Annotated in this window: 14 protein-coding genes and 2 tRNA genes; 14 read left to right on the forward strand and 2 right to left on the reverse strand. The window is 62.6% G+C overall.

Going from position 1 to position 14178, the window contains the following annotated elements:
* Positions 1-10: 10 nt before the first annotated feature.
* A complete protein-coding gene (gene ygiD, locus ACTJKQ_RS03370) occupies positions 11-916 on the forward strand; it encodes a 4,5-DOPA dioxygenase extradiol (RefSeq protein ID WP_440596155.1) in 906 nt (301 codons plus the stop codon).
* 117 nt (positions 917-1033) lie between these two features.
* Here the strand turns inward: ygiD and ACTJKQ_RS03375 are convergent, their stop codons facing one another.
* Positions 1034-1648, reverse strand: a complete 615-nt coding sequence (locus ACTJKQ_RS03375) for a nucleotidyltransferase family protein (protein WP_440595996.1) — start codon at positions 1646-1648, stop codon at positions 1034-1036.
* The gene (locus ACTJKQ_RS03380; protein ID WP_440595997.1) at positions 1641-2837 is read right to left on the reverse strand and encodes an amino acid aminotransferase; all 1197 of its coding nucleotides are present in this window, start codon (positions 2835-2837) and stop codon (positions 1641-1643) included. The genes ACTJKQ_RS03375 and ACTJKQ_RS03380 overlap by 8 nt, the downstream gene beginning before the upstream one ends.
* Positions 2838-2942: 105 nt before the next feature.
* On the opposite strand from ACTJKQ_RS03380, the gene uvrB reads away from it, so the two are divergent.
* The 13 genes from uvrB (at position 2943) to ACTJKQ_RS03445 (ending at position 14161) form a co-directional block, all read left to right on the forward strand.
* A complete protein-coding gene (gene uvrB, locus ACTJKQ_RS03385; protein ID WP_099730352.1) occupies positions 2943-5033 on the forward strand; it encodes an excinuclease ABC subunit UvrB in 2091 nt (696 codons plus the stop codon).
* Between the two features lie 251 nt (positions 5034-5284).
* On the forward strand, positions 5285-5821 hold the full coding sequence (gene iscR, locus ACTJKQ_RS03390; protein WP_015013980.1) for a Fe-S cluster assembly transcriptional regulator IscR: 537 nt from the start codon (positions 5285-5287) through the stop codon (positions 5819-5821).
* 115 nt (positions 5822-5936) lie between these two features.
* Positions 5937-7157, forward strand: coding sequence for an IscS subfamily cysteine desulfurase (locus tag ACTJKQ_RS03395; RefSeq protein WP_056063047.1), 1221 nt, complete (start codon positions 5937-5939; stop codon positions 7155-7157).
* Positions 7158-7196: 39 nt separating this feature from the next.
* Positions 7197-7598: a Fe-S cluster assembly scaffold IscU gene (iscU, locus tag ACTJKQ_RS03400; protein ID WP_056744672.1), complete on the forward strand. Its 402-nt coding sequence runs from the start codon at positions 7197-7199 to the stop codon at positions 7596-7598.
* 25 nt (positions 7599-7623) lie between these two features.
* Positions 7624-7947, forward strand: coding sequence for an iron-sulfur cluster assembly protein IscA (gene iscA, locus ACTJKQ_RS03405; RefSeq protein WP_056063043.1), 324 nt, complete (start codon positions 7624-7626; stop codon positions 7945-7947).
* Positions 7948-8032: 85 nt separating this feature from the next.
* Positions 8033-8551: a Fe-S protein assembly co-chaperone HscB gene (hscB, locus tag ACTJKQ_RS03410; protein WP_056744674.1), complete on the forward strand. Its 519-nt coding sequence runs from the start codon at positions 8033-8035 to the stop codon at positions 8549-8551.
* An 80-nt stretch (positions 8552-8631) separates the two neighbouring features.
* A complete protein-coding gene (gene hscA / locus ACTJKQ_RS03415; protein ID WP_108499212.1) occupies positions 8632-10503 on the forward strand; it encodes a Fe-S protein assembly chaperone HscA in 1872 nt (623 codons plus the stop codon).
* Positions 10504-10545: 42 nt separating this feature from the next.
* A complete protein-coding gene (gene fdx / locus ACTJKQ_RS03420) occupies positions 10546-10884 on the forward strand; it encodes an ISC system 2Fe-2S type ferredoxin (protein WP_056744679.1) in 339 nt (112 codons plus the stop codon).
* Positions 10884-11597 carry a DNA polymerase III subunit epsilon gene (gene dnaQ, locus ACTJKQ_RS03425; RefSeq protein ID WP_056063030.1) on the forward strand — a complete coding sequence of 238 codons (714 nt, stop codon included), beginning with the start codon at positions 10884-10886 and terminating at the stop codon, positions 11595-11597. Before fdx ends, dnaQ begins: the two co-directional genes overlap by 1 nt.
* A gap of 37 nt (positions 11598-11634) precedes the next feature.
* Positions 11635-11709: transfer RNA gene (locus tag ACTJKQ_RS03430), tRNA-Val, on the forward strand.
* Between the two features lie 51 nt (positions 11710-11760).
* Positions 11761-11835, forward strand: a tRNA-Val gene (locus ACTJKQ_RS03435).
* Between the two features lie 155 nt (positions 11836-11990).
* On the forward strand, positions 11991-13028 hold the full coding sequence (locus ACTJKQ_RS03440; RefSeq protein WP_440595998.1) for a histone deacetylase family protein: 1038 nt from the start codon (positions 11991-11993) through the stop codon (positions 13026-13028).
* Positions 13029-13063: 35 nt separating this feature from the next.
* Positions 13064-14161, forward strand: coding sequence for an NAD(P)/FAD-dependent oxidoreductase (locus ACTJKQ_RS03445; RefSeq protein ID WP_108499210.1), 1098 nt, complete (start codon positions 13064-13066; stop codon positions 14159-14161).
* Positions 14162-14178: the final 17 nt, after the last annotated feature.

Consider the following 14178-nt stretch of genomic DNA (forward strand, 5'->3'; position numbering starts at 1 on the left):
CAGAACCTCTTTGGCCGCCCTCACGGGCCTGGCCGCCTTTCCGGGAGCTTTCATGACTACGTCCCTGAGCAGCGCCGCCACGGCATCTGCATTGCAGGCGCTCAAGCCCTCGCCCCGCATGCCCGTGCTGTTTGTGGGCCACGGCAGCCCCATGAACGCCATCGAGGACAACGCCTGGCGCCGCAGCTGGCAGGCCATGGGCGCGGAGCTGATGGCGCGCGCCGTGCAGCCGCAGCTCATCCTGTGTGTGTCGGCCCACTGGCTCACGCGTGGTGGCTGGCAGCTCACTGGCATGGCCAACCCCAAAACTATTCACGACTTTGGCGGCTTCCCGCAGGCGCTGTTCGACCAGCAGTACCCCGTGCCGGGCGCCCCGGCGGTGGCGCGCAGCCTGGCCAAGGAGCTGAAATCCCCGGCCACGGGCGCTGCGCTGGGTGTGGACGAGGGCGAGTGGGGGCTGGACCACGGCACCTGGTCGGTGCTCAAGCCCATGTTTCCCCAGGCGCGCATTCCGGTGATGCAGCTCAGCATGGACTACAGCCGCGCCCCGGCCGAGCACTATGCACTGGGCCAGCAACTCAAGGCCCTGCGCGAGCGGGGTGTGCTCATTGTGGGCAGCGGCAACATCGTGCACAACCTGCGCGCATCCCGCCGTGGCTCGGCTGCCAACGAAGCCTACGACTGGGCCACGGAGTTCGACACCGTGGTGCAGGAGCAAATCAAGAAGGGCCAGCTGGGCGCCTTGCAGGACTTTCAGAAGCTGGGCGCCGTGGCCCAGCAGGCGCATCCCACGCACGAGCACTACCTGCCGCTGCTTTACGCAGCGGGAGCCGTGCTGCCCAGCGAGATGCCCCGCTTTTTCAACACGGGCTATCAGTCGGCATCGATCTCGATGCGGTCGGTGCTGTGGGGCTGATGGATGCTTTCTGAAGCGGATTGAATGCTTCTTTTTTGATAGCTATTGGTGCATGTACATCTAGCACTTGAGGCCAAAAACGCCTGAAATCGCCGCGTCGCAGCGGTGGGGCGGTCTTCAGGTCGCCGCGCGACCTGCGGCCTGGATCGTCAGCCACGGCCAGCGTTCGCGATAGCTTTGCGCCTTGGCCTCAAACAACGGCAGGTGCGGGCAGGCGGGGTTGGGTTTGAGAAGTCCTGCGTACAGCTCTTCCAGTCCGTACGGCGCGTACAGCGTGGGCTGAGCAACGCCGGGGGTGATGGCAGGTTGCAGGCCCACGCAGGTGCAGGGCACCAGAAAACGCTCGATCCCGTTGCGGGCGGACTGCAGCGGCGCATACGGGTAACCAAACCAGCGCTCGTACCAGAGGTGCACTCGGGCCTGGTTCTTGGCTTCCACGGTGATGGGCAGGTCGGCGAAGAGGGCGGTGACTTGGGCTTGCACCTGCTGCTCCGCCGATTCGGACAAGTCGTTGCCGTCGAAGTAGAACAGGTCGTAGTCCTTGATGTTCGCCGTGGGTTCCAGGCCTGAACGCAGGTTCCACACCGTCTGAAACAGGCAGCCCGCCACCAGCCATGCATCGGGCAGACCCAGAAACGGCAAACGCTCCAGAAGGGCCGCGTTGTGCGGGTTCTGGAGCGTTTCGCTCACAAAGCGGCGCGCGAGCGCCACTTCCTCATCGTGCTCAGACAACCTTTGCAATGGCCTGGCAGACGTAGTCGATGTTCTTGCTGTTGAGCGCGGCCACGCACATGCGGCCGGTGTCGGTGCCGTACACGCCGAACTCGTTGCGCAGGCGCACCATCTGGTCCTTGGACAGGCCCGAGTAGCTGAACATGCCGATCTGGGTGGTGATGAAGGACATGTCCTGCTTCACGCCAGCGGCCTTGAGGCCGTCCACCAGCTTCTGGCGCATGGCCTTGATGCGCACGCGCATTTCGGCCAGTTCTTGTTCCCACATCGCGCGCAGCTCAGGGTTGTTCAGCACAGCGGCCACCACTGCGCCACCGTGGATGGGTGGGTTGGAGTAGTTGGTGCGGATGACGATCTTGAGCTGGCTCAGCACGCGGCCGGCTTCTTCCTTGTCGGCGCACAGCACCGACAGGCCACCCACGCGTTCGCCGTACAGGCTGAAGCTCTTGGAGAACGAGGTGGAGACGAAGAAGTTCAGGCCAGCGGCCACAAACTTGCCGATCACGGCGCCGTCTTCGGCGATGCCGTGGCCGAAGCCCTGGTAAGCCATGTCCAGGAAAGGTGTCAGGCCCTTGGCCTTGACGGCGGCGATGACCTGGTCCCACTGGGCGGCGGTGATGTCGTAGCCGGTGGGGTTGTGGCAGCAGGCGTGCAGCACAACGATGGTGCCGGGGGCGGCAGCGTTCAGGCTGGCGAGAAAGCCTTCAAAGTTCACGCCGCGCTTTTCAGCGTCGTAGTAAGCGTAGGTATCGACTTCAAAACCGGCGTTGGTGAACAGCGCGCGGTGGTTTTCCCAGCTGGGGTCGGAGATCAGCACCTTGGCGTTGGGGCTGACCTTCTTCAGGAAATCGGCACCGATCTTGAGGCCGCCGGTGCCGCCGATGGCCTGCACGGTGGCCACGCGGCCAGACTTCACGGGTTCGCTCTCAGCGCCGAACACCAGGCTCTTGACGGCGTTGTCGTACGCCACGATGCCGTCGATGGGCAGGTAGCCACGGGCGGTGGGGGTGGACATCATGGTCTTTTCTGCGGCCTGCACACATTGCAGCAGGGGCAGCTTGCCGTTGTCGTCGAAATAAACGCCGACGCCCAGGTTGACCTTGTTGGGGTTGGTGTCGGCGTTGAATTGCTCGTTGAGGCCCAGGATGGGGTCGCGGGGGGCCATTTCGACGGCGGTGAACAGAGACATGAAAATCCTTGAAAGGTTGTCAGTAGCGAAGAATCCGGGCGTGGTGTACTGTGCCGGGTTCGGCCGATTTTAACGGCCCGCCTTCACCACCCGTTGACCGCCCCCATGCCGGATATCACAGAAGTCATAACTGAAAAGCAAGACGGCGAGTTCGTCCGCTTCCCCGATTCCCCGTTTGAACTGTTCCAGCCGTATCCACCGGCAGGCGACCAGCCCGAGGCCATCAACAAGCTGGTGGAGGGACTGAATGATGGGGAGACCTTCCAGACGTTGCTGGGTGTGACGGGATCGGGCAAGACCTTCACCATGGCCAACGTGATCGCGCGCATGGGCCGCCCCGCCATCATCTTTGCGCCCAACAAAACGCTGGCCGCGCAGCTGTACAGCGAGTTCCGCGAGTTCTTTCCCAAGAACGCCGTGGAATATTTCGTCAGCTACTACGACTACTACCAGCCAGAGGCCTACGTGCCGCAGCGCGACCTGTTCATCGAGAAGGACAGCGCGATCAACGAGCACATCGAGCAGATGCGGCTGTCTTGCACCAAGAGCCTGATGGAGCGGCGCGATGTGGTGATCGTGGCCACCGTGTCGGCCATCTACGGCATTGGCGAGCCTGAGAGCTACCACCGCATGGTGATGACGCTGCGGGTTGGGGACAAGCTGGGGCAGCGGGACGTGATCGCTCAGTTGATCCGCATGCAGTACCAGCGCAACGAGGCGGATTTCAGCCGAGGCAAGTTCCGTGTGCGGGGCGACACCATCGATGTGTTCCCGGCCGAACACTCCGAGCTGGCGATTCGCATTGAGCTGTTTGACGACGAGATTGAGAGCCTGCAGCTGTTCGACCCGCTCACGGGCCGCGTCAAGCAGAAGATCCCGCGTTTTACCGTGTACCCCAGCAGTCACTACGTGACGCCGCGCGACAAGGTGCTGGCGGCGGTTGAGACCATCAAGCTGGAACTGGCCGAACGCCTGCAGCAGCTGGTGGCTGACGGCAAGCTGGTCGAAGCGCAGCGGCTGGAGCAGCGCACGCGATTTGATCTGGAAATGCTGAGCGAAGTGGGCCACTGCAAAGGCATCGAGAACTACACGCGCCACCTGTCGGGCGCGGCGCCGGGCGATCCGCCCAGCACGCTGACCGACTACATGCCCAAAGACGCGATCATGTTTCTGGACGAAAGCCACCAGATGATCGGCCAGCTCAACGCGATGTACAGCGGCGACCGCTCGCGCAAGACCACGCTGGTCGAATATGGTTTTCGCCTGCCTTCGGCCCTGGACAATCGACCGCTCAAGTTCGAGGAGTTTGAGCAACGTATGCGGCAGGTAATCTTTGTATCGGCCACGCCCGCCGACTACGAAAAGACCCATGCAGGCCAGGTGGTGGATCAGGTAGTGCGCCCCACGGGCTTGGTGGACCCGGTGGTGGAAGTTCGTCCAGCCACCCATCAGGTGGATGACGTGCTACAAGAAATACGCATTCGTGTAGAAAAGCATGAGCGCGTACTCATTACCACGTTGACCAAGCGCATGGCCGAGCAGTTGACCGACTATCTCACCGACAACGGTGTCAAGGTGCGCTACCTGCACAGCGATGTGGACACCGTGGAGCGGGTGGAGATCATCCGTGACCTGCGCCTGGGGGCGTTTGACGTGCTGGTGGGCATCAACCTGCTGCGCGAGGGGCTGGACATTCCTGAGGTGTCACTCGTGGCGATCCTCGATGCGGACAAGGAGGGCTTCTTGCGCGCCGAGCGCAGCCTGATACAGACCATTGGCCGTGCAGCGCGCAACTTGAACGGCCATGCCATCCTGTACGCCGACCGCATCACCGACTCCATGAAAAAAGCCATGGGTGAGACGGAACGCCGGCGCATCAAGCAGATCGCATACAACGAGGCCAACGGGATCACGCCGCGCAGCATTGTCAAGCGGGTAAGAGACCTGATTGACGGCGTGTACAGCGAAAAAGCCGGCAAGGACGCCGAGCGCCTGGAGCAGGAAGCGTTGCAGCGGGCGCAGGTGGAGGACATGTCCGAGAAAGACGTGGCACGCGAGATCAAGCGCCTGGAAAAGCTCATGCTGGAACATGCTCGCAATCTGGAGTTCGAGCAGGCGGCCCGGGTGCGCGACCAGCTCACTCGGCTCAAGGACCAGGCCTTTGGTGCGCACGGCAGCGATTCCGTGGCCTTGTAAAAGGGATTGCGATTGGGAATGCGATGAGAAAATACTATTGAGTCGATTAATAACTATTTGGTTTTTTAACCCGACAGAATCAATAGGGATTTGTGCTATACTCGCACAAAACACTCAACAAAACAGCCCAACGATGAAGGGCTCCGCAGCAGGTGACTGGGCGGAGTAAGGGGCGGAGACGGTGCCTCGCTGGCAAACAGTCAGCGCAGGCGGTTTCTTCAACGAACAAGCCTTAGCACAAGGAGCTTGCGATGCGTCTCACAACCAAAGGCCGTTTTGCGGTCACCGCCATGATTGACCTGGCCCTGCGCCAGAACAACGGCCCCGTCACGCTGGCTGCCATCAGCCAGCGCCAGCAGATTTCGCTGTCGTACCTGGAGCAACTCTTTGGCAAGCTGCGCCGCCATGAACTGGTGGAATCCACCCGTGGCCCCGGCGGCGGTTATACGCTGGCCCGCAAGGCAGGCGACATCACGGTGGCCGACATCATCGTTTCGGTGGATGAACCCATCGACGCCACGCAGTGTGGTGGCAAGGAAAACTGCCTGGGTGAAGCCGGCCGTTGCATGACGCATGAACTGTGGGCCTCGCTGAACCAGCGCATGGTGGAGTTTCTGGACTCGGTCACCCTGCAAAAGCTGGTGGACGAGCAGCTCGCCAAGGGCGTGCAGATCGAAGACAAGCCTGTGGTTCGCCGCGCCATCTCCACGACGCCGGTGGTCAAGCCCATCCGCGTGAACGCCCCCAATTCGGTGTTCGCACTGGGTAACGTCTTCGCCAAATCCTGATGCTTGGTGCGCCGTGCTGGCCCTGGGGTCGGCACTGCCCTGACCGCGTTGTAATCGTTTTCCTATCTGTTCTGCCTCTTCTGTTTGCCAGCCAGAACCTTTTACTGAGCCAGCCATGGACATGACCCCGCACTTTCCCATCTATCTCGACTATGGCGCCACGACCCCGGTAGACCCCCGCGTGGTGGACGCCATGATTCCCTGGTTGCGTGAGCACTTTGGCAACCCGGCGTCGCGCAGCCACGCATGGGGCTGGGAGGCCGAAGAGGCGGTGGAAAAAGCGCGTGTGCAAGTGGCCGACCTGATTGGTGCCGACCCTCGCGAAATCGTATGGACCAGTGGTGCGACCGAGTCCATCAACCTGGCCTTGAAGGGCGCTGCGCATTTCTACAAAGGCAAGGGCAAACACCTCATCACGCTCAAGACCGAGCACAAGGCCGTGCTGGACACCATGCGCGAACTGGAGCGCCAAGGCTTTGAAGCCACCTATCTGGACGTGCAGGAAGACGGCTTGGTCAACATGGATGCCCTGAAGGCTGCCATCCGTCCAGACACCGTGCTGATCAGCATCCTCTTCGTGAACAACGAAATCGGTGTGATCCAGGACATCCCCGCCATTGGCGCCCTGTGCCGTGAGAAGGGCATCCTGCTGCATGTGGATGCCGCCCAGGCGACGGGCCGTGTCGAGATCGACATGAACGTGCTGCCCATCGATCTGATGAGCATGACCGCCCACAAGACCTACGGCCCCAAAGGCATCGGTGCGCTGTACGTGCGCCGCAAGCCCCGCGTGCGGCTGGAAGCCCAGATGCACGGTGGCGGCCATGAACGCGGCATGCGTTCGGGCACCTTGCCCACGCACCAGATCGTGGGCATGGGCGAGGCTTTCCGCATCGCCAAGGAAGAAATGGCCGAGAGCAACGCCAAGGCCAAGGCCCTGCAGCAGCGTTTGCTCGACGGCCTCAAGGACATCGAACAGGTCTACATCAACGGCAGCCTGGAGCGTCGTGTGCCGCAGAACCTGAACATGAGCTTCAATTTCGTCGAAGGCGAATCGCTCATCATGGGTATCAAGGGCCTGGCGGTGTCTTCGGGCTCGGCCTGCACCTCTGCCAGCCTGGAGCCCAGCTATGTGCTGCGCGCTTTGGGCCGCAGCGACGAGCTGGCCCACAGCAGCCTGCGCATGACCATCGGCCGTTTCACGACCGAGGAAGAGATTGACTACGCCATCTCCACCATTCGCGAGAACGTGGCCCGCCTGCGCGAACTGAGCCCGCTGTGGGAGATGTACAAGGACGGCATCGACATCAGCACCATCCAGTGGGCTGCTCACTGATTCCGCACAAATTCTGGACGTATTGAAGAGGTACACATCATGGCTTATTCAGACAAAGTGGTTGACCATTACGAGAACCCCCGCAACGTGGGTTCGTTCGACAAGGGTGACGATTCGGTGGGCACCGGTATGGTGGGCGCGCCTGCCTGCGGCGACGTGATGAAGCTGCAGATCAAGGTGAACCCTGAAACCGGCGTGATCGAAGACGCCCGCTTCAAGACCTACGGCTGTGGCTCGGCGATTGCCTCCTCGTCGCTGGTGACCGAGTGGGTCAAGGGCAAGACGCTGGACGAAGCCGCAGCGCTCAAGAACAGCGAGATCGCCGAAGAGCTGGCCTTGCCGCCCGTCAAGATCCACTGCTCCATCCTGGCGGAAGATGCCATCAAGGCAGCTGTGCTGGACTACAAGACCAAGCACGCCGCCACGGCCACTGCCGCCTGATTGTTTGACAGATAGATCGAGAGACATGGCCATTACGCTGACAGAAGCTGCAGCCCGGCACGTCAACCGCTACCTTGCCCGCCGTGGCAAGGGGTTGGGCGTGCGTCTGGGGGTCAAGACGACCGGCTGCTCGGGGCTTGCCTACAAGCTGGAGTATGTGGACGCGAGCGAGCCCGAGGACATCGTGTTTGAAAACCACGGCGTCAAGGTGCTGATTGACCCCAAGAGCCTGGCCTACATCGATGGCACCGAGCTGGACTTTGTCCGTGAGGGGCTGAACGAAGGCTTCAAGTTCAACAACCCCAACGAGCGTGATCGCTGCGGTTGCGGGGAGAGCTTCCGCGTCTGAACGTCTTCAGCTGATGTAACGCCAAACCGCCAACGCGCTCTGTGCTGGCGGTTTTTTCTTGGATTTTCTTCACGCCCCCTTGCGCATGAATCTGCAATCTGACGACTTCGAACTGTTTGGCCTGGCTTGCCGCTTTGCACAAGAACGCAGCGCCATCGACGCGCGCTGGAAGGAACTGCAGCGCGAAGCCCACCCCGACAAGTTTGCTGCGCAAGGCGCTGCGGCGCAGCGCGTAGCGATGCAGTGGTCCGTGCGCATCAACGAGGCTTACCAACGCCTGAAGGACCCCATGCGCCGGGCGGCCTATCTGTGCGAACTGCACGGAGCGCCTATCCGTGCCGAAGACAACACCGCCATGCCCGCTGCGTTTTTGATGCAGCAGATGGAATGGCGCGAGGCACTGGAAGATGCCCGCGCAGACAGCGAGCTGGACGCACTGGACGATGAGGTGGAACAAGCCCGGCGTGCCGCTCTGTCGCAGTGCGAGCAACTCATCGACCAGCAGCAGGACTATGCGGGCGCGGCCCGCCAGGTCAGAGCCCTCATGTTCATTGCGCGATTTGCGGACGACATAGAACGTCGCCGAGAGCAACTGGGACAATAGAGCGGTTTTGCTTTCCCCCTGGGGCCCCTGTCGCTTGCTGAGGTGATGGCGTCCCCCACCACGTTGAGACCCGAAATTTCATGGCGCTTTTGCAGATCTCCGAACCCGGCCAGTCCCCCGACCCGCACCAGCGGCGCATCGCGGTGGGCATTGACCTGGGCACCACCCATTCTCTGGTTGCCGCTGTGCGCAATGGTGTGTCCGAATGCCTGCCCGATGCGCAGGGTAGGGTGCTGCTGCCCTCGGTGGTGCGCTACCTGGCCAACGGCGGTCGCCAGATCGGATATGACGCCGTGGCGGCGCAGGCCCAGGATGCACGCAACACCATCGCCTCGGCCAAACGCTTCATGGGGCGTGGCCTCAAGGACGTGGCGGAAGCGGGCAAGCTGCCATACGACTTCGTGGCTGCTGCTGATGGCGGCGAGGGCGGTATGGTCAGCCTGGCCACGGTGGATGGCAACAAGTCGCCCGTCGAGATCAGTGCCGAGATTCTGGCCACGCTGCGCTACCGCGCTGAAGACACCTTCAATGATGATCTGTATGGCGCAGTGATCACCGTGCCTGCTTACTTCGACGACGCCCAGCGCCAGGCCACCAAAGATGCGGCCAAGCTCGCTGGCATCAACCTGCTGCGCCTGATCAACGAGCCCACTGCGGCGGCGATTGCCTATGGCCTGGACAACGCCAGCGAGGGCGTCTACGCCGTCTATGACCTGGGTGGGGGTACGTTTGATATTTCCATCCTGCGCCTGACGCAGGGCGTGTTCGAGGTGATCGCCACGGGCGGCGACTCTGCCCTCGGTGGCGACGACTACGACGCGGCGCTGGCGGACTGGGTTTTGCAGCAGGTGGGGCAACAGGCGGTCACACCAGCCGACAAGTCGGCCGTGCGCATGGCGGCGCGCGCCTGCAAAGAGGCATTGACTGCTACTGATTTGGTAGCATTCAAGGCAGAGCTATCTAGCGCTTCTGTGCAATTTGACGTCAAACGGTCGGATTTTGCCGCGGTGACGGCCGATTTGACCGCCCGCTCCATGGCGGCTGTGCGCCGTGCCCTTCGCGATGCGCATCTGGCGCGCGATGAAGTGCAGGGCGTGGTCATGGTGGGCGGCTCCACCCGCATGCCGCAGGTGCAGCGGGCCGTGGCCGAGTTCTTTGGCAAGGAGCCACTGACCAACCTGAATCCCGACGAAGTGGTCGCGCTGGGTGCCGCCATCCAGGCCAACCAGCTGGCCGGTAACAACACGGCAGGCGACCTGCTGCTGCTGGACGTGATTCCGCTGTCCCTGGGTATCGAGACCATGGGCGGGCTGGTGGAACGCATTGTTGCGCGCAACGAGACCATACCTACCGCCAAGGCGCAGGACTTCACGACCTACAAGGATGGACAGACCGCGCTGGCCATCCATGTGGTGCAAGGCGAGCGTGACCTGGTGCGGGACTGCCGCAGCCTGGCGCGCTTTGAGTTGCGCGGTATTCCCCCGATGGCGGCCGGCGCTGCGCGCATCCGTGTGACCTTCACCGTCGATGCCGATGGCCTGCTGAGCGTGGCCGCGAAAGAGCAGGGCAGTGGGGTGGAGGCCCGCATTGACGTGAAACCATCGTACGGCCTCACGGACGACCAGATCGCGCGCATGCTGCAGGACGGCTTTGCCACGGCCGCGCAGGACATGAAAGCCCGTGCCGTGGTCGAGGCCCGCGTGGACGCCGACCGCATGCTAATTGCCACGCAAAGCGCGCTTGACGCGGATGGCGACGTGCTCAGCCCCAAGGAGCGGGCTGCCATCGACGCCCTGATGGTGGCCTTGCGCCACCAGCGCGACGCCGACGATGCCGCGGCCATTGAGGCCGCCACGGAAGCCCTGGCCAAGGGCACCGAGGCGTTTGCAGCCCAGCGCATGAACCGCGGTATCCAGCAGGCCCTGGCCGGCAAGAACGTCGCGAGCCTGTGATACGAGCCAGCGCATCCCTCTGAACAAGAAAAAGACCACCCCATGCCTGTCATCAAGATCCTTCCCCATCCCGAATACTGCCCCGCTGGCACTGAGATCACGGCGCCCGCAGGCACCTCGATCTGCGAAGCCCTGCTGGACAACCACATCAACATCGAGCACGCCTGCGACATGAGCTGTGCCTGCACCACCTGCCACGTCATCGTGCGCCAGGGGCTGAATTCGCTGAATGCGGCAGAAGAAGAGGAAGAAGACCTGCTGGACCGCGCCTGGGGCCTGGAACCGCAGTCGCGCCTGTCGTGCCAGGCCATCCTGGCGCAGACCGACCTGATCGTCGAAATTCCGAAGTACACGATCAACCACGCCAAGGAAAACCACTGATGTCCCGGCAAATTGTTCTGGACACTGAGACCACCGGCCTTTCGGCCGAAGGTGGTGACCGCATCATTGAACTGGGTTGTGTGGAGCTGCTCAACCGCAAGCTGACCGGCAACAACCTGCACCTGTACTTCAACCCTGGCCGTGACAGCCATGAAGATGCGCTGAAGGTGCACGGCATTAGCAATGAGTTCCTGAAGGACAAGCCCAAATTTGCCGACGTGGTGGACGACATCCTGCAGTACCTGCAGGGCGCCGAGATCATCATCCACAACGCTGCGTTCGACGTAGGCTTTCTCAACAAGGAACTGGAGCTGGTGGGGCGCCCGGCGTTTGGCACCTATGTGCAAAGCGTGACTGACACGCTGGCCATGGCCAAGGAGATGTACCCGGGCAAGCGCAACTCGCTGGACGCCCTGTGCGACCGTCTGGGCGTGGACAACTCGGGCCGTACGCTGCACGGCGCCTTGCTCGACGCCGAGCTGCTGGCCGACGTCTACATCAATCTCACGCGCGGGCAGGATGCCTTGCTGATCGCCGACGATGGCCATGACAGCGCTGACGGCGTGAAGGTGGCAGCCATCGATTTGCGTGGCCTTGCGCTGCCGGTGCTGCGGGCGAGCGAACAAGAGCAGGCGGCCCATGCCGAGGTGCTCACGCAGATCGACAAGGCCAGCGGTGGCAAAACAATTTGGCGAACTCTCCAGTCGGCCTGAAAAGCTGTGCCATAATAGAAGGCTGTCGCAGCGACAAGGGTGATTAGCTCAGCGGTAGAGCACTGCCTTCACACGGCAGGGGTCACATGTTCGATCCATGTATCACCCACCATGTTGCTGCCAGACTTTTCGCAGCGGTATCTTTCTCCAAGGTACTTGCGACGGGTGATTAGCTCAGCGGTAGAGCACTGCCTTCACACGGCAGGGGTCACATGTTCGATCCATGTATCACCCACCAATTCAAAAACCCCTGCAGGTTCCTGACCTGCAGGGGTTTTTTCTTGGCTCGTCCGCCTGTCTGCAAGCTGCAAAGTGCAGCGACCATTCGCCAAAGCGGCGTACAACGCAGGCTTGCGCGCTACATTTGTCGCCCGTACCTGCAACGCTGCATCCATGATCACCTTCCACAATCCCTTGCACCAGGGGCATGCACCGGCCCACGAATTCTTCCGGGGCGAGCGCGTGCCCTGTTTTGAAAAACCCGAACGTGTGGACTATGTGGAAGACGCCCTGCGCACACGCGGCCACGCCATGGTGTTGCCCGATGTGGACTGCAATGCCGTGCTGGCGCAGGTGCATGCGCCGCGCTATCTGGCCTTTCTGCAGACCGCCTGGCAACAATGGCTGGCGCTGGACCCAACCAATGCTTCAGTGCAGCCTTTTCCGTCTGTCTGGCCGGTGCGCACGCTGCGCAGTGATGTGGAACCCGATAACTTTGTCGCACGGCTGGGGCTGTACTCCATGGACAACGGTACACCCATGGCGGCAGGAACCTGGGCCGCAGCCAAGGCGGGGGCCGATGCTGCTGCCAGCGCGGCGGCACGCGTTGCGCTGGGGACGCACGCCGCGTTTTGCTGCACACGGCCGCCAGGGCATCATGCGGGCCCGGACTTCATGGGGGGCTATTGCTTCTTGAACAACGCCGCCGTGGCAGCGCAAACCCTGCGCAACCAGGGCGCCCAGCGTGTGGCGGTGCTGGATGTGGACTACCACCACGGCAACGGCACGCAGAGCATCTTTTACGACCGCAGCGATGTGCTGTTCATCAGCATGCACGGTGACCCGCGCACGGAGTACCCCTTCTACCTGGGCCACGCCGACGAGACGGGCAAGGGGGCTGGTGTTGGTTTCAACCTGAACCTGCTCTTACCTGCGGGCACCAGCGCGGCAACATGGTTCGATGCACTTGAGCAAGCGTGCCTGCGCATCACGGATTACCGCGCCGACGGGCTGGTGATTTCTCTGGGGCTGGATGCCTTTGAGGGCGATCCCATCTCGCGGTTTGCACTGGCATCGTCAGATTTCACCCGCCTGGGCGAGCGGCTGGCACGGCTGGGGTTGCCCACGGTGTTCGTGCTGGAAGGCGGCTATGCGGCGGCCGAGCTGGGCACCAATGCCGTCAACGTGCTCGATGGTTTTGAGCAGGCCTGACGCGGCACCCGGCAGGTGATGGAGGAGACGCACTGATGATCGATACGGTGGATTGTGTGGTGGTGGGCGCGGGCGTGTTGGGTCTGGCGGTGGCCCGTGCACTGGCGCTCCAGGGGCGGGAGGTGATGGTGTTGGAGGCAGCGGACGCCATCGGCACTGGCACCAGTTCGCGCAACAGCGAGGTGATTCATGCCGGGCTGTATTACCCCGCAGGTTCGCTCAAGGCCCGGCTGTGCGTGCGGGGCAAGGAATTGCTTTACGCCTACTGCATGGAGCGCGGTGTGCCCCACCGCCGCTGCGGCAAGCTGCTGGTGGCCACCTCTGCCGCCCAGCTGGACAGCCTGGAAGGTATCCAGGTGCGGGCCCGTGCCAACGGAGTGCTGGACCTGCAACGCCTCAGCCGCGAAGAAGCCCTGGCGATGGAGCCAGCGCTGGCGTGCGTTGGTGCCTTGCACTCGCCCAGCACCGGCATCGTCGATAGCCATGCGCTCATGCTGGCGCTGCAGGGCGATCTGGAGCATGCGGGTGGTGTTGTAGCGCTGAATTCGCCGCTAGCTCTAGCATCTATTGGCTCTGATGCTATTGATTTGGAAGCGATTGATGGCACACGCCTCCGCGCACGCACCGTGGTCAACGCCGCCGGGTTGCACGCCCCCGCGCTGGCTGCAAGGTTTGCGGGGCTGGCCCCGCAGCATGTGCCTACCGCTTACTACGCCAAGGGCAACTATTTCACGTTGACGGGCAAGGCGCCGTTCAGCCGACTGATTTACCCGGTGCCCGAGGCGGCTGGGCTGGGTGTACACCTCACGCTGGACCTGGGCGGCCAGGCCAAGTTTGGCCCGGACGTGCAATGGGTGGACTCGCCCGACGATCTGCAGGTGGACCCCGCGCGCGGCGATGCCTTCTATGCCGAGGTGCGCAAATATTGGCCGGGCTTGCCAGATGGCGCTCTGGCGGCGGGCTACGCGGGCATGCGCCCCAAGATCCACGGGCCCAGTGCACCCGCTGCCGACTTCGTCATTCAAGGGCCTGCTGTCCATGGGGGAGCCGGGTTGGTCAACCTCTTTGGCATCGAGTCGCCCGGCTTGACAAGTGCCCTGGCCATTGCGGAGCATGTGGCTGCGCTGGTTTGATCTGCAGCAAGCCATTT

This window comes from Acidovorax sp. 22279 (assembly GCF_052045435.1).
In the GTDB taxonomy this organism is placed as follows: domain Bacteria; phylum Pseudomonadota; class Gammaproteobacteria; order Burkholderiales; family Burkholderiaceae_C; genus Acidovorax; species Acidovorax delafieldii.